Below are 14,701 nucleotides of genomic sequence, written 5' to 3' on the forward strand. Positions count from 1 at the left end.
TAAAAGATGAGTAAAGAAAATATCAATACAACTGCTAAAACGGCAGTTGTATTACAAGGAGAGTACAATGCGAAACTTGAAGTTTTAAATGCTTTGCCTGAAACTGCAACGGCAGAAGAAAGATTAACGGCTCAGACTGCTCATGACGAAGCAAAATCTCTTTTAGATACGGAATTGGCAAAAGAAATTAAGCCTGGTGATAATACTGGAAAAGATAAAGCAAAAGCGCCAAAAGCAGAAAAACCAAAACTTGTAAAAGGTAAATTTTTGCTTTCTCCAACTGGTCGTTTCGGCTTGGCTTATAATGCAGGTGAGTCTGCGGAATTAGAATCGAAACAAGCAGCTGAACTGGATGAAGCTGGTTATTTCAAAATTGATAGTAACTCGTAAACTGCGCTACAAATGGAAACTAATTCTTATTATCAACCAATAGCTACAACGTCTATTATTACGCTTGCAAAAGCTAAAAAGCAAATTAAAGCTGATGAAGGTGTTGGTTACGAAGATGATTTAGTGTTATCGTATATCGATGCGGCACAAGGATCGGTTTCGAACTTTATAAACAGATCTATTGCTGAGCGTAGTTTGATAATTGAGTATGACAAATTTGAATCTAAAATTACGTTTGAACGTAATTACGATAATGATTCGATTACAAAAGTAGAGTACTACGCGCCTGGTGAAACGACTTTAACTGAATTGCCTGCTGATCAGTACAAGCTTCAAAAATCAACCATTTTAGATTGTTATGATATTAAGTTTTTGTCAACGCCTCAAACAGATGTTAGGACTGATGCTGTAATTGTAACGATTAAACAAGGTTTTACGGCGGCTACATGTCCAGCTCCTTTGATTCAGGCGATGATGTTAAGATTGTCAGATTTTAACGAACGCCGTGAAGATCGTGAGCAGGGAAATAATCCGGCATCTAACAATTTAGCTAGAGCATACCGTAAATACTAGATTATGGAAAAGAAGCCTTTTATCGGTGAAATGAAAAACAGGATCAAGTTAGTAGAAAAAGTAATCGAAAGAACTCCGTCTGGAGCGGTTACTTCTTCTGATGTTACTGTTGCAGAATCTTATGCACGCATGAATGATTTGTCAGGTGTAGAAGATGTTGAAGGTAAAGTAAGGCATTTGGTAAATAGGACTTATACGATTCGATATAATCCGGTTGTAAAACAAAAAGGCACGGCTTTGATATTGATTGATGAAGAAAAGAAATATGAAATTATTCATATTGTCGAATTAGGTCATAAGCAGCATTTAGAACTTAGAGTAAAATTGTATGAATAGGCCTTTGATTGAAATACAAGGATATCCGGAATTATTAGCGAAGCTTAAACTGCTTTCAGATGATAAGGATAAAAAAAGGGAAGTTCTTGTTATTCTACGACAGGTTGCTGGGTCAACGTTAAAAGCTGCTCAGGGTTTAGTTCCGGTTTCTGGAAAATCGCACAAGGCTCGTGGTAGATTAATACAGCCTGGTAATCTTAGAAAATCATTAGGTAATATCACTGGGAAAATTGAAAACCCTACAATTTACGTAGGTCCTCGTGCTAAAGGTTCAAATGACGGTTGGTATGGTCATTTTGTGCATGACGGTCGCAATGTATATTCAAAAGGATATAAGCGAAAAAGAATAAGAGGTGCAAATATGTCGGCTGCAATAAAACGCACCGTTGGTAATCCTTTTTTGAAAAAAGCATATGAAGCTACAAACGGTCAGGTTACAGATGATGCTGAAAGAAAAATAACATCATTTATTCAACGTCGAATTGATAAATTAAGTACAAATGTTTGAAAGTATATCAAAAGAGATTTTCGAGTTTTTTACGACGTTGCCAGCTTTTACAAATGTAATGCAGCGTGCTGACATAAATTATATCTATCCGATCGTGGCGCCCTTAAATACATCTTTTCCTTTCACTACGTATGTTTTAGGCGAGCGTAGTCCAGAGACAAAAGATAAAAGTCAAATTGTAGCGACAATTGCTTTTTGGTATGACGTAGAAAACTATGACGCTTGTGCAAGTTTTACAGATACAATGTCTGATACAGTTGATGATAAGTATATTTTTCTTTCATCATCAATTGAGTATAACGAAGAAAGCAACACGTTTTCGGGTGTAATAAATTTTAATGTAATATAATTTTTTAAAAATATACAAAATGGCAAATGATATTTACAACGGTAAGTTTCTTCGTTTTAAGTTTAATGATAAGAAGCTAATTCATGCAACAAACTGTAAACTTACAGTGTCTTCAAAATTAGAAGAAATTGCAACAAAAGATACTGATGGTACGGTATCGATTCCTTCGGGATATTCTTTTACGGGTAGTGCTGAAGCGTTACTTTCAAAATTACCATCCGGCGATACGACACATGTCACTGCGGATGCTGTTTTAGATCTACAATTAGAAGGTGAAGAAATTGATGTAGAGTTTACAACAGATGTAACAGGGGATTTTATTTATGCAGGAAAAGCATTTATTAATAACTTTGATTTTGGAGCTGAAGTTAATGCTTCTGTAAAAGTTACAATTTCATTTACAGGAAATGGTAACTTAACTAAAACTGTAGTTACTGCACCATGAGTAATATTGTAGAAATTAAGCTTAACGGAAAAACTTTCAAGCTGGGTTACGGCATGGAAGTTTTTTTACAGTTAGGTGAGCTTTGGGGGTTTGATACTTTAGAGCAGGTAAATGAACAATTTCAGATTTTGCAGAATATGGGTGGTGCAAATGGCACATCACTGAAGAATATGAAAATTGTTTCTGAAATTTTGGAAGCAATGATTTCTGGTAGTCCTGAAAATGGTGAAAGAATTAAAGCTATTGATATTCGTCAGCTTCCTTTAGTTGAATTTCAAAACGCAATTGTTGAATTGACGAACGGTTTTGTTAAAAACATGCCGCAACAAGAACCTGAAGAAATTAGTTTTGAAAAAAAGCCGAAGACCAGGAAGAGGAAATAAGGCCTTTAACCTGGGATCAATTAGAACAGTTAGCGCTTGGTGAATTAGGTTTAAATGTTGATTACTATTATAAACTTACGCAACGACAATTTGTTAATACGGTAAATGGATATCGTCAAAAAGAAGATTTATTAAGCCGTGAGCGCTGGCATATTAGCCGAAAAGTAATGTATGCTTATATGTGTAAATACTTAGGTGAAAACGGAAAAGAAACCGATATAATTACTTTTCCTTGGGAAGTAAATTCGGTTAAGATAATGACTGAAGAAGAGTTTTTAAAAGTGCAAAATGATACGGCTGATTGTGAAGCTTACTTTGCTAATTGGGATAAACGAAGAGCTGGTGTTGCGTAGTTTTTTTTTATTTTATTTTTTGGATTTTGGGAAGGAAAAGCTGGTGTAACTACCAGCTTTTTTTATGCCATATTTTAGGATTAAAGTTACATAATGTAACCTTTTAATATTACCTCTAAAACTACTTTTAAACCTTAAATAAAACGGTTTTGGGATTAGCAACAATCAATATAAAGTTTACTGCTGACCTACGTGGATTTTCTACAGAAATGCAGAATTCTATGCGTAGAATTGGTGCGTTTGGTCAGCAAATGACAGCTTTAGGTAAGAATATGTCGATGTATGTTACTGGCCCATTGTTAGCAGGGGGTGCAGCTGCAATAAAATTCGCTTCTGATTATGAAGAATCTTTAAATAAAGTCGATGTTGCGTTTGGTGATTCCTCCTCGCAAGTTAAGGAGTTTGCGAAAACTTCTTTAGAAAGTTTTGGTATTGCAGAAGGTACAGCTTTAGATTTAGCTGCTACTTATGGTGATATGGGTACGGCTATGGGGCTAACAACGGATAAAGCGGCTAAAATGTCTGTGTCTTTGGTTGGGTTAGCTGGTGATTTAGCATCTTTTAAAAATATAGGAATCGAACAAGCAGACACTGCTTTAGCCTCAATTTTTACGGGTGAAACTGAAAGTTTGAAAAAGCTGGGGATTGTTATGACTGAGGCTAATCTGCAATCTTTTGCATTTTCTAAAGGTATAAAGGTTCAAATAAAAGATATGGATCAAGCATCGAAAGTAAATCTTCGATATGCTTACGTTATGAGTGCTTCAAAAAATGCAGTTGGTGATTTTGAAAGAACTGGTGGAGGTGCGGCAAATCAAATGCGTATTTTTCAGGAATCTCTTAAACAAGTTGCCCAGCAATTTGGATCGATAATATTGCCGGCTTTTACTAAGGCAATTTCGTATGTTAATGGCTTGGTAAAATCTTTTTCTCAGTTGTCAATAGAAACAAAAACGATGATTGTGGGTATTGCTGGGGTTGTTGCTTCTATTGGTCCATTGTTGACTGTTTTTGGTTCATTGTTAACTTTTGTTCCAAATCTAATTACAAAGTTCAATGCGTTAAAAGATGCTTGGTTAGGTTTGCAAGCTGTTTTGGTTGCTAACCCATTTACAGCTATTGCTGTTGGTTTAGCGGCTATTGCTTCACTGTTAATAATTTCTACATCTAGATTCGGTGATTTAACAAATGCAAAAAGAGAATTTGCAGATATAAGTCAAATAGCTGTCGATAGTCTTGTTGATGAAAAAACAGCTTTGGAAAAAAACCTAGGAATTGCTAAAAACAAAAAGTTGAGTGATGATACTCGTAAAAAAGCTATTCAGGATTTAAACTCTTTGTCTCCACGTTATTTAGGAAATATTACACTTGAAAATTTATATACAAAACAAACTACAGATGCAGTAAAAAAATACACTGAAGCTATTTTGCAAAAAGCAAAAGTTCAGGCAGCTGAAGAAAAATTAGTTGAAGTTCAAAAAAAGCTTCTTGAGTTGCAATTGGGTAATTTAAATGCCGTTAAACCTTCTGTATGGCAGAATCTAGGTAATGCCTTTAACAGTGCGGGTAACTCAATGTTGTATGCTGGTTTGACTGCGAAAACAGTTGCTAATAATTTAGGCGTGGAAACTTCTGAAGCGCAAAAGCTTATCAATATGCTTACTTTGTTTATTGGTAAAAATAAAGAAACTGCAACTTCTACGGATGTTGTTGCTGATGCTTTAGCTGGTCTAGGTAGCGCAACTGAAAAAACTTTTAAAGTGGGTACGGTAGCGTATTATGAAAATCAAATAGAAGGTCTTAAAAAACTTCAAAAAGAAATCCCTACTACGAACGCTGCTTGGAAAACATACGAGAGACAAATCGATGCGATTCAATTAAAAATCGATGCTTTGCAAAATAAAAACGTAAAATTAAAGCGTCCTGAAGTTCCTGAATTTGATAATGTAGCACCGCCTGAATTTAGCTTAGGGAATTTAAAAGAGCAATTATCTTACTATGAAGCACGTAGAGAAATGTTTGCAACTACTTCGGCTCAATATAAAATCCTTACGGATCAGATAAATAACACTCAAATAAAAATCAATAAGATTGAAGGTTCAGAGGAACTAAAAACGGATTTAGAAGATATTAAAACACGTGCACAGGACATGGCAGAAGCTATTGCTGGTACTGTTTCGCCTGTTGTTACTGATGCTTTTAATGCGATGGGTCAAAGTATATCTGAAAGTTTGTCTGATACCGGAACGGCTTTAGGTAGGTTTGCGGGGGCGCTCGTAAAAATGGTTGTTGATTTAGCGGCTGTTGTGGCAAGGCAAATTGTAGTAAATCAAGCTATGGCAATGTCTAACGCTATAACTGGTGCAACGGCTTCAGGTTCGGCAACGGGTCCAGCTGCGGTATTTACAACTCCTGCATTTATAGCGACAGCAATTGCCGGAGTAATTGCTGCTTTTGCGGCAATTCCTAAATTTGAAACAGGAGGTATTTTTGGCGGTTCTTCTTTCTATGGTGATAAAATTTTAGCACGGGTTAATTCGGGTGAAATGGTTGCTAATGATGGTCAGCAAAAAAGAATATGGAATGCTATGAATAGTGGTTCTTCGTCGAGTAGTACAATAATTCCAAGTCTTAAAATAAAAGGTTCTGATTTATTGATTGTTTTTGATCGTGCAAATGATCGTAAAAGTCGTATAGGATAATGAGTTATTATATAGATATAATCGACCAGGAACTTGCTGAAAACTCATTTATAATTGAGGTTGCATCTAAATCAGGAATTGTTCTCGCGTGGAATGGAAGTGATGCAAAAGATAAGCTTTCGGTTGTAGGATCAAGTCTTGAATTTGACATTGCTCATATAGAGAATATTGACGCAAAGTTTATAAGATTCTTTACAGGAAATGAGATTCGTTTCAAAGCTGAATTAAGAAATCAAAGTGATGATTCTTTAATATGGAGCGGTTATTTAATCCCTGATACATATGATGAACCATATACGAATGAAGTTGTTTTTGTAAAAATGACTGCCATGTGTGGTTTGGGAAGGTTAAAAGGTAAGTACTTGCCTGATGATTATTACCGTGATGAGAAAAGTGTTATTGATATACTTTGTAAAATTTTAAGCCTAACAAATATAGGCTTGAATGTTTATTTTAATCCGGCTATTGAAAATTCGGTACAAAAGGATTATGATCTTATTTTTTTAGACACATCTGATTTTTATGTTAATGATAAAAAAACTAAGAAACAGGATGCTTATGCAATTTTAGATCAGTTGATGCAAGATATGTTATGTGTTTGTTTTCAAGCTGATAATCGTTGGAATATCGAAGGTATAAATAAAAGACATATTAGAAAGTACACAGCAAAATTGTATGATGTAAACGGGGTTTTAAAAACGCAAATAGATGGCTTAAAGCTTTTAAAAAGAATTACAATATTAGCTGATAAGCCGCCAGTAACAATGATCCCGCCATACAATTTAATTACAGTATCTCATGAAAGAGAACCGCAATCATTTCCTGCAACAATATCAAAAGAAAGCAACGAAGGTTGGTCTGTTATTGCTGGTGTAGTTGGTGAAATTTACGCTACTGATTGGAATGGGAATGATGATTATTATTGTCAGGCTTATGCTCCGGATTATTTTAATTCAGTAAAAAAAGAGTATGTAAATCCTGAGATAGGTGGGATGTCAGAGATACAGCCTTTTGATGAAAATAAGTTTATCAATTTAAAAAATAAGATTTACTTATTCAAAGATCAAAAAGTCACTATTAAAGCTGTTTTTACAATAATTAAGTACGCAAGGGAAATGTCTGATTTGTTGCCTGGTGCAAATTTTAATCCATTGTTGTATCAGTTTCTTTTGAATGATACGGTAGTGTTTTCAAATAGAGGTGTATCGGCTGATGAAAATCAAAATTTATCTTTTGATGATGGTAAGGCAGAATTATCGTTTGAATGGATTGTTCCTGTAGATGGGTTGTTAGATATTAAAATTTGGCGTCCATCGGGGCCAATTTATCAAACTAATATAGTGGGTTTTGAAATAACTGAATTAAGTATTTCGCCTGTTGCTTTTGCTGAAACTTCGATTTTTACAGATGTGATTTCTGATGAATTTACAGTTGATAAAGAAATTGATTTGGTTTATGCTGATGATGATACGGGGTTTAGCAGGGCTTTTAGATTAGGTAAAATAAAAGAAGCAACTGTATTGTATAATACGATATTGATTCCGGTTTTGTACTCTTTTGTTCAAAATGGTAAATTCTATTCGGTTGTTAATCTTAAAGGTGCAAATCTGATAAAAGACAATATTAACACGGTTGTTTATGATGGCGGTGTATTGGATAATGTTGAAGTGTTTTACAATTATAATTCTTCGGAGCAGATGGTGGTTAAAACTGACTTTGCAATTTCTACTGGTAATTTTTCGGTTAAAGTTTATAAAAATGATGATGTTTTAGGTAGTAGAGATTCGTGGATGCAATGGACAGATTCAGTGTATAAAATAGAAACTGATCGCTATCAGAAAACTGTTTGTAATGTTATTCGTAGAATGTTTAATGAGGCTTCGGAAAAATTTGATGTCGTTGCTTTGGATGCTGTTAAATTTAATGATTTGATTTTGTTTCGTTATGTATATGATAAGCAGTTTGTTCCTGTTAATTGTTCCTGGAATCTTGACGAAAATAAAACAACACTTACGCTTGCTAGAGCGATTTATAGAGATTCTGGGGATACTGGTCCTAATCCTGAAAATATACCTCCTATTGTTAATGCGGGTCCTGATATTGTTTTAGAAGGTAATCAAGTTTCTGCTGTATTAAAAGCGACGGCTTTTGATGTTGATGGTTTTATAGTTTCGCAACAATGGGTAAAAACATTTGGGGGTTTTGGCGATGTAATAACATTACCAAGTCAATTAGAAACAACATTGGAGAATTTAACTGAAGATCAATATAAGTATCAAATCACAGTAACTGATAATGATGGAGCAACTGCTTTTGATTCGGTTTCTATTGTTAGAAAGAAAAATTACAATGTTTTTCTTGATGAAATTTTAGCTGAAGGTGGTGAAGGTTCAAATGTGCTTCATTATCAGTATAAGTTTCGTATTGATCCAAATATTGATCCGTCATTTAATTTACTGTTAAAAGGTAATTCAGGTTTGTTGAGCTACAATGATGGTTCGGCTACTTTTAAAATATTTAAGAACGGAGTTAAAATTTTTGAGGATAATCTCGTTTTTGGAGTTGCAATTCAAATTGCTAATTTCTCAATTGGATACATTTCAACAGATGAAATAGTGTTTGATATTATGCAGATTCAGCCTTTTTGGCCTGATATTAATTTCGGTAGTTCTGCTGTTAGTATAGGTGAAATTGAATTTATTACGGGAGTTGGAAACGTTATTGGTTTACCGTTAGTTGGTCAGCCAGTACCGGGAATTTAATGATTTTATTATGAAAAAAAATGTACAGAGAATAGGTGTTGGAAATAGAATATTCCCATCCGTAGATGAAAATATTGGAATCAATGAACCTGGAGTTTTTACGTTTGATAGTACTACGGTTTCATGTGATAGTATTGTTGATACGTTTGATTTTGATATCGTGGTTGTTCCGCCAGTTGAAAAAAGAGATTATTCAAATAAGGATTATTCTGAAACAGATTACAAGTAAAATTATGGCAGATATAACAGAAACTCAGGTAAGGGAATATATTGCTACAGAATTAGCAAATGAATCAGATATTCCGGCAGTGCGTCACCGTGCAGTGGAGAATAAGTTAATGGATTTTATTGTTCAGGAATTGGCTAAGGTTGCAAAATCGAAAGTTTTGATTTTGGATTCGTTTACAACTGATAGGAATTATTCACTTGCAACAGAGCTTCCGGCGAATTCGATTATTGATAATGTGACTGCGATGTTAGTGTGTAAAAATGCTGTTTTAGGTTTTGCTCAAGGGGATGTTGTTACTTCTCCGACTCCTTATCCGTATGATGCAGGAAGAACGGCAGCTCAAGGAATAGGTGTTTTGTATAATAATTTTAGTAATAGTACTGTAAAAATCATGGTAAATGATCAGTTGACTATAATGGGGCCTTATAAATCGGAGCCAAACGCAACCGCTGATCCGATTCTAATTTCGGGAAGTGGGACCGCTAACTGGTCTATTAAATTAATTGTGGGATATAAACAACTTTAAAATGGCTATTAAACATATAAATATTGGAGCGGCTCCAAATGATAAAACCGGAACTCCAGCACGTCAGGCGGGGCAAATGATAAATGATAACTTTGATTATTTAGATGGTAAGATATCTAATGTAAATAAGATTATTACGGCAGGCACTTATGCTTTGGTTGGTCAGAATTTAACTATTCATGTTGGTTGGGTTTGGGAAATAAACGGGCAACAGTTTTATAATCCTGCTGAAGTTGTAATTAATTTTCCTTATTCGGCAATCGGAAAGCAGAGATTTGATCGTGTGGTTTTTAACACTTCAAATACATTTACGAAAATTGTTGGCGTGGAAAGTGTCAGTAATCCGATAGTTGAGCCAGTTCCAGTTGATACCTTAGATTTTGGTTTTTCTTTAGTGACGGATAACTCGGTTGGTGAAGTTATTCCTCCTGAAGATTTATCACAAAAACTAGATCGTGGCGGCTATTCAGGAACTGCACAGGATATAGTTAGCTTAATTCCGCCACCTTTAACTTTTTTGCCAATTGTTTTAAATGATTTGAGTACTATAATTGTAATCAATTGGTCAGATCATATTTCTAAACACGGCACAAGGCCTGTTTATATTGATCTTTATGAATTAATACCTTCGACCTCAATAAAAAGTGATGTGAATGTGTATTCTGATGATGGTGGGGTTACTTACAAATGGAATGTTGGGGCTGAATCTACTCGTTTTTATGAAGTGAGAATATACGGGTACACCACAGCATTATATCCAGAGTTACCTGAAGATACAGATTTTACGATTGTGGCTGATGACTTTATGTCGGCAAATATGATTGACATTGCTGGTAGAAATACACCAATAGGTGGTAAAACATGGGTGAAAGATAGTGGTACGACATATGGAAAGTTAGGAATAGTTAGTAATTCTTTGAAGTTAACATCTGGAAATACATCAGATGCGATTTATTGCGTTGATTGCGGTGTTAGGGAAAAAGATGTGACATTGAAAATAATATCACCTCCAATAACTCCTTTGACATGTGGATTTTTCCCCATTTATAAAGATTCAGATAATTATTTACTTATTGATACCCAATATGGTATTGTGTGTAGATTGGCAGGTGTAAGTCATAATTCTTATATGGGCACTGGGGCATGGGCATCAAATGATTTGATTAGGGTAATTATAAAACCGAATGAAATAACATTGATTGTAAATGGAACAGAATTTTTTAATGGGACAAATACTTATATCCAGCAGTTAACAGGAAGCAAAGTTGGCTTTCAGAGTTACCAAGAAGTGAATGTTGCATTTGGGGAGTTAAAGGTAAAGGCTACAACAATGGATTTGTCAACATTGACAGGCTTAAAGTTTGTTGCAAATGGAGATTCCATCACTGAGGGAACAGGCGCTGATCTGCCAATTTTAAGTAATGGTTGGTTTGCTCAATTGTGTAATCTGTATAGTGCAATAGATGTAAATCAGGGTGTTTCATCTAAAACTCTTCAACCAGTATCATCTACATACTTGTCTTACGGATTCAATGCTTATAATCCGTCGACAATTCCTGTTTTTGATTTTACATATGGTATATACATCATCGCTTTAGGAATTAATGATTCCGCAATACACGATCCGGCAGAGTTCAATGATACTCAATTTTATATATACTTGAATAATGCAGTAGAATCAATTAAGGCAAAAGGATGGCCATTAAATAGAATTGTCATTTCAGCACCTACTTTTATTAATCAACCAGGACTAAATTCTTACGTTGGTATGGGCAATATCACTACTCCTAACAATTTGGCAGGAGTTCAATTGTATAGAAACAGATGTTTGCAAGTTGCTAAAGAGAAGCATACTTTGTTTTGGGATTTAAGTGCGCCAGTGATTAATCTTTCCAATAGAGATAGTTACTTGTCAGATAATGTTCATCCTAACATGACATATCATACATTGATACCTTCTTACATAAATTCATTGATATTGATTCAGAAAAAATAATCTCAGATATTCAAATTAAAAAAAATGATTTTAAAATACATTCCAGACGGTTCCTTGCTTATAGGATTATTTATACTTTTTGTTTTAGATTTTGCTTTTGGTGTTACAAAAGCAACATTGACGAAGACTATTAGAACTTCGGAAGGTTTTCGAAAAACATTTACAAAGTTCATTCAGTATGGTGGATCCATTATTATAGGAATGGTTTTACTGAATATAAGAAGTGTTAGTGATAGTAAATTAGGAAATCAGTATTCAGGTGTATTTGGTGATTTTATGATAGGAATTATGATCTATATCGAAGTCGTTTCTATTCTTGAAAATATGGAGGTAATAGGTAATAATAATGATTTTGTTAGATATTTTATTAGACCAGTTCGTCGATTGATAACCTTTCAAATTAAAAATCTGTTCTCTGATACGGGGAATGTAATAACTAAATAACGATGATAACACAAGAAAGACTAAAAGAGAAATACGGTATTCCAAACAAAACCGGAACGGGTTACTTAGTAACAATCGATTTGCCTTATCCAATGTTTTTGAATTGGGCAACTTCAACATACGTTCGTAAAATAAGTTGTCATAAACTGGTAGCTGATAAACTGAAAGCAATATTTCAAGAAATACTTGAAGTTTATGGTATTGATGAAATCAAGCGTTTGCAACTGGATGATTTTGGGGGTTGCTTTAATTACCGTTTGATGCGTGGAGGAACTGAACTTTCGGTTCACTCATGGGGTTTGGCAATTGATCTTGACCCTGATAGAAATCTTTTGAAAGAAACATCTAAAACGGCAAGATTTGCGAGAGCTGAATATAAAAAAATGATAGACATATTTTATAAACATGGTTTCGAGAGTTTAGGACGTGAAAAAAATTACGATTGGATGCATTTTCAAGTAAAAGATTAACTGATGATAAATTTACCAGTTTTAGTACAAAATTTAAAGGCAATTGTATTTGTCTTCGTTACTTTGATAGCGCTTTGGTTTTACAAAGATTATCAATTTCAGAAAGAAGAAAACATTCGACAGTCAGAAAATGTGAGTCAGTTAAGAAAATCGGACAGTTTAAGATTTACAAGTCAGGTATTGACGCATAAAGAAATTGAAGAGTATCTGAATTATAGTGATCCGGAGTTAAAGAAAAAAGTAAATGCGGCAAATATTAAAATTAGTAGAATTGAAAGTTTGGTTTCGCAAACACTAAAGTATCGCGATACAATTAAAAGGGAAACTGATGTTTCCAGCTTGGTGGACGCTATCAAAAGTTCAATTCCAAAAGAGCAGTCTTGGAGTGATACAACTAAATGTATGACGGTTACTGGAGTTGCTTCTTTCGATGGTCAAAAGCTAAAGGTTGTGGTTAATGATCGGCAATTCAATAATAAATCGGATGCTGTCGTATACTGGGAGCGCAAGCAGTGGAGTTTTTTAGGGGTTAAAACCCGGTTTTTAGGAAAGAAGCAATTCACTTCCACAGTATTTGATGAGTGCGGCGAAAGCCGGACAATGAAAATTGAGAAAAAGAAGTAGTTTTTTATTTATTTGGTTTGGTTGTTAGACAGGCGGTTCAGAAATGAATCGCTTTTTTTATGAAGTAAACCTCGCAAATCTATAGTGCTTAGAATTAATTAGATAGATGTAAATGTTAAAATTTAGAAAATACTTACGCTTTTTGTGTAAGTATTGAAGGAATTGTTGTATATTTGTAGAGTAGAATTGAAACAATTATTAACAATTAAATTTTAAAGCAATGATTTCATTAGAAGAATGCGAAAATGCTCTTGGCATTGTAAGTGCCTACCTTACGCAAATTAGATCGGTAGAAGTTATCGATCGAACAGAAGAAACGTTCAGAGAATTAAAAGATGTTCAACCAGGTGATTTTTTAAAATGTGTAAATGTACATGGCGCAAGTAGTTTCACAAAAGACGAAAAGTATGAAGTACTAAGAGTCCAATGGACACAGGTTGAAATAGTGAACGATAAAGGAGTAAAGAAGTGGCACCGATTTTCTAACAAACACTTCAAATTAATCTAAATTTATTAATTAAGGGAGGTTGAAAGATCTCCCTTAAAAAACAAAAATCAGCATGAAAAAAGCACATAAAAGAAAAAGAAATATATTTCTAAATTGGTTAATGTACAGCTTCTTAGTTAAGTTTGTTGAAGAAGAGCTTACCTATCAAATTCAATTCGTTGAAAATAACAAAACGGTAAATACCCAGCAAATGTACATAGTGCCCCAAATAGGCTCAAAAGTAGAAATAATTAGAGTTGAATTTGCAGAAGAAATCACCAAGTTGTTTTTAGTAGAGGATGTGATTTATTCTTCTTTTGGATCTGCCAACAAAGTAACTGGAAGATTTATTGGATAGCCAACAAACAAAAAAACCTCTCCATTATAGAGAGGTTTTACGTTTTTGTAGAACGAAACTTAATTATTAAAATTAAATTTGCTACAAATATAATCAAATGGAAACAGAAATATTAATTTCGTTAATAGAGAAGTCAGAGCTTTCTCAACGACAGTTTGCTGCAAAGGTTAATGTTCCGGAAACTAGGATTTCGGAATGGTTAAAAGGTAAACGTAACCCTAAAATGACTTCATTAATAAATTTTGCAAAAATACTAGGTTTTGAGATAGTTGTTTCTTTTGAGATTAATAAAATTTAACTACTATGTATAGCATAGTAGTTGCCGCTGATTTTTAAATTGTAACACATAACTCTTTTTTTTTACACTAAATTACGAAAAGTTGCTTATAATCCTTTGCGGCGTTCGTAATAACTTTTTTCTTCTTCTACAGGTGGAGCTTTTAAATGCATTACATTTTTATAGTATTTTGTAACTGCAGCATCTGTGAGAACGATTTTATTTCGATCCAATTCAATATCCAACCCAAGCAAAATACAACCTCTTCTAATATCAAGTAGTAGTACATGGTTTAGCATTAAATCCAATTCGCTATATAAGAATAATTTGTGAATTGCTTTATATCCTACACTTTTTTTCCCTAGTCCGGAAGCTTTCAATAGATGTGCTTCTACCTCATTTTTTATATTACTATTCATGATATTCAAATTTAGACATGCAAAATTAGCGTATATTATAACAATCTTGCTTATTATGTATGTTCTAAAA

General features: G+C 34.0%; 20 protein-coding genes. 19 read left to right on the forward strand and 1 reads right to left on the reverse strand.

Annotated features, from left to right (window positions below):
- Nucleotides 1–6 precede the first annotated feature (6 nt).
- The 19 genes from JO950_RS13655 (at nt 7) to JO950_RS13745 (ending at nt 14,233) form a co-directional block, all read left to right on the forward strand.
- A complete protein-coding gene (locus JO950_RS13655) occupies nt 7–390 on the forward strand; it encodes a hypothetical protein (RefSeq protein ID WP_202703149.1) in 384 nt (127 codons plus the stop codon).
- A 12-nt stretch (nt 391–402) separates the two neighbouring features.
- The gene (locus JO950_RS13660) at nt 403–963 is read left to right on the forward strand and encodes a phage gp6-like head-tail connector protein (protein ID WP_202703150.1); all 561 of its coding nucleotides are present in this window, start codon (nt 403–405) and stop codon (nt 961–963) included.
- 3 nt (nt 964–966) lie between these two features.
- Nucleotides 967–1,299, forward strand: a complete 333-nt coding sequence (locus tag JO950_RS13665) for a hypothetical protein (protein ID WP_202703151.1) — start codon at nt 967–969, stop codon at nt 1,297–1,299.
- Nucleotides 1,292–1,807, forward strand: coding sequence for a hypothetical protein (locus tag JO950_RS13670; protein WP_237732356.1), 516 nt, complete (start codon nt 1,292–1,294; stop codon nt 1,805–1,807). The genes JO950_RS13665 and JO950_RS13670 overlap by 8 nt, the downstream gene beginning before the upstream one ends.
- Nucleotides 1,800–2,156, forward strand: coding sequence for a hypothetical protein (locus tag JO950_RS13675; RefSeq protein ID WP_202703153.1), 357 nt, complete (start codon nt 1,800–1,802; stop codon nt 2,154–2,156). The genes JO950_RS13670 and JO950_RS13675 overlap by 8 nt, the downstream gene beginning before the upstream one ends.
- 19 nt (nt 2,157–2,175) lie before the next feature.
- Nucleotides 2,176–2,601: a phage tail tube protein gene (locus JO950_RS13680; RefSeq protein WP_202703154.1), complete on the forward strand. Its 426-nt coding sequence runs from the start codon at nt 2,176–2,178 to the stop codon at nt 2,599–2,601.
- Nucleotides 2,598–2,984, forward strand: a complete 387-nt coding sequence (locus tag JO950_RS13685) for a hypothetical protein (RefSeq protein WP_202703155.1) — start codon at nt 2,598–2,600, stop codon at nt 2,982–2,984. The genes JO950_RS13680 and JO950_RS13685 overlap by 4 nt, the downstream gene beginning before the upstream one ends.
- 179 nt (nt 2,985–3,163) lie before the next feature.
- Nucleotides 3,164–3,337 carry a hypothetical protein gene (locus tag JO950_RS13690; protein ID WP_202703156.1) on the forward strand — a complete coding sequence of 58 codons (174 nt, stop codon included), beginning with the start codon at nt 3,164–3,166 and terminating at the stop codon, nt 3,335–3,337.
- Nucleotides 3,338–3,486: 149 nt separating this feature from the next.
- Complete coding sequence (locus JO950_RS13695; protein WP_202703157.1) at nt 3,487–6,039, forward strand: hypothetical protein; 2,553 nt, start codon at nt 3,487–3,489, stop codon at nt 6,037–6,039.
- Nucleotides 6,039–8,801, forward strand: a complete 2,763-nt coding sequence (locus tag JO950_RS13700; protein ID WP_202703158.1) for a hypothetical protein — start codon at nt 6,039–6,041, stop codon at nt 8,799–8,801. Before JO950_RS13695 ends, JO950_RS13700 begins: the two co-directional genes overlap by 1 nt.
- A 10-nt stretch (nt 8,802–8,811) precedes the next feature.
- A complete protein-coding gene (locus JO950_RS13705; protein WP_202703159.1) occupies nt 8,812–9,030 on the forward strand; it encodes a hypothetical protein in 219 nt (72 codons plus the stop codon).
- A 4-nt stretch (nt 9,031–9,034) separates the two neighbouring features.
- Nucleotides 9,035–9,556, forward strand: coding sequence for a hypothetical protein (locus tag JO950_RS13710; RefSeq protein ID WP_202703160.1), 522 nt, complete (start codon nt 9,035–9,037; stop codon nt 9,554–9,556).
- A gap of 1 nt (nt 9,557) precedes the next feature.
- Entirely contained in the window at nt 9,558–11,552 is a 1,995-nt protein-coding gene (locus JO950_RS13715) for an SGNH/GDSL hydrolase family protein (RefSeq protein WP_202703161.1), read from the forward strand.
- Between the two features lie 24 nt (nt 11,553–11,576).
- The gene (locus JO950_RS13720; protein ID WP_202703162.1) at nt 11,577–11,996 is read left to right on the forward strand and encodes a phage holin family protein; all 420 of its coding nucleotides are present in this window, start codon (nt 11,577–11,579) and stop codon (nt 11,994–11,996) included.
- A gap of 2 nt (nt 11,997–11,998) precedes the next feature.
- Nucleotides 11,999–12,466 (forward strand): M15 family metallopeptidase, encoded by a 468-nt coding sequence (locus JO950_RS13725; RefSeq protein ID WP_202703163.1) that lies wholly within the window; start codon nt 11,999–12,001, stop codon nt 12,464–12,466.
- A 3-nt stretch (nt 12,467–12,469) separates the two neighbouring features.
- A complete protein-coding gene (locus JO950_RS13730; RefSeq protein WP_202703164.1) occupies nt 12,470–13,090 on the forward strand; it encodes a hypothetical protein in 621 nt (206 codons plus the stop codon).
- Nucleotides 13,091–13,310: 220 nt separating this feature from the next.
- Nucleotides 13,311–13,598, forward strand: coding sequence for a hypothetical protein (locus JO950_RS13735; protein ID WP_202703165.1), 288 nt, complete (start codon nt 13,311–13,313; stop codon nt 13,596–13,598).
- A 52-nt stretch (nt 13,599–13,650) separates the two neighbouring features.
- Nucleotides 13,651–13,935 (forward strand): hypothetical protein, encoded by a 285-nt coding sequence (locus JO950_RS13740; protein ID WP_202703166.1) that lies wholly within the window; start codon nt 13,651–13,653, stop codon nt 13,933–13,935.
- A gap of 97 nt (nt 13,936–14,032) precedes the next feature.
- Nucleotides 14,033–14,233, forward strand: coding sequence for a helix-turn-helix transcriptional regulator (locus tag JO950_RS13745; protein WP_202703167.1), 201 nt, complete (start codon nt 14,033–14,035; stop codon nt 14,231–14,233).
- Nucleotides 14,234–14,319: 86 nt separating this feature from the next.
- Here the strand turns inward: JO950_RS13745 and JO950_RS13750 are convergent.
- Nucleotides 14,320–14,701 (reverse strand): hypothetical protein (locus JO950_RS13750; protein WP_237732357.1); only part of this gene is annotated, 382 nt, incomplete at its 5' end.

This window comes from Flavobacterium sp. UGB4466, from assembly GCF_903469665.1.
GTDB classification, from domain to species: Bacteria; Bacteroidota; Bacteroidia; order Flavobacteriales; family Flavobacteriaceae; genus Flavobacterium; species Flavobacterium lipolyticum.

Coding starts and splice junctions, on each gene's coding strand:
- JO950_RS13670 (WP_237732356.1), top strand. CDS start 1,292: ATGAATAGGCCTTTGATTGAAATACAAGGATATCCGGAATTATTAGCG.
- JO950_RS13745 (WP_202703167.1), top strand. CDS start 14,033: ATGGAAACAGAAATATTAATTTCGTTAATAGAGAAGTCAGAGCTTTCT.
- JO950_RS13740 (WP_202703166.1), top strand. CDS start 13,651: ATGAAAAAAGCACATAAAAGAAAAAGAAATATATTTCTAAATTGGTTA.
- JO950_RS13675 (WP_202703153.1), top strand. CDS start 1,800: ATGTTTGAAAGTATATCAAAAGAGATTTTCGAGTTTTTTACGACGTTG.
- JO950_RS13680 (WP_202703154.1), top strand. CDS start 2,176: ATGGCAAATGATATTTACAACGGTAAGTTTCTTCGTTTTAAGTTTAAT.
- JO950_RS13725 (WP_202703163.1), top strand. CDS start 11,999: ATGATAACACAAGAAAGACTAAAAGAGAAATACGGTATTCCAAACAAA.
- JO950_RS13730 (WP_202703164.1), top strand. CDS start 12,470: ATGATAAATTTACCAGTTTTAGTACAAAATTTAAAGGCAATTGTATTT.
- JO950_RS13690 (WP_202703156.1), top strand. CDS start 3,164: ATGTGTAAATACTTAGGTGAAAACGGAAAAGAAACCGATATAATTACT.
- JO950_RS13710 (WP_202703160.1), top strand. CDS start 9,035: ATGGCAGATATAACAGAAACTCAGGTAAGGGAATATATTGCTACAGAA.
- JO950_RS13705 (WP_202703159.1), top strand. CDS start 8,812: ATGAAAAAAAATGTACAGAGAATAGGTGTTGGAAATAGAATATTCCCA.
- JO950_RS13665 (WP_202703151.1), top strand. CDS start 967: ATGGAAAAGAAGCCTTTTATCGGTGAAATGAAAAACAGGATCAAGTTA.
- JO950_RS13720 (WP_202703162.1), top strand. CDS start 11,577: ATGATTTTAAAATACATTCCAGACGGTTCCTTGCTTATAGGATTATTT.
- JO950_RS13685 (WP_202703155.1), top strand. CDS start 2,598: ATGAGTAATATTGTAGAAATTAAGCTTAACGGAAAAACTTTCAAGCTG.
- JO950_RS13655 (WP_202703149.1), top strand. CDS start 7: ATGAGTAAAGAAAATATCAATACAACTGCTAAAACGGCAGTTGTATTA.
- JO950_RS13715 (WP_202703161.1), top strand. CDS start 9,558: ATGGCTATTAAACATATAAATATTGGAGCGGCTCCAAATGATAAAACC.
- JO950_RS13660 (WP_202703150.1), top strand. CDS start 403: ATGGAAACTAATTCTTATTATCAACCAATAGCTACAACGTCTATTATT.
- JO950_RS13700 (WP_202703158.1), top strand. CDS start 6,039: ATGAGTTATTATATAGATATAATCGACCAGGAACTTGCTGAAAACTCA.
- JO950_RS13735 (WP_202703165.1), top strand. CDS start 13,311: ATGATTTCATTAGAAGAATGCGAAAATGCTCTTGGCATTGTAAGTGCC.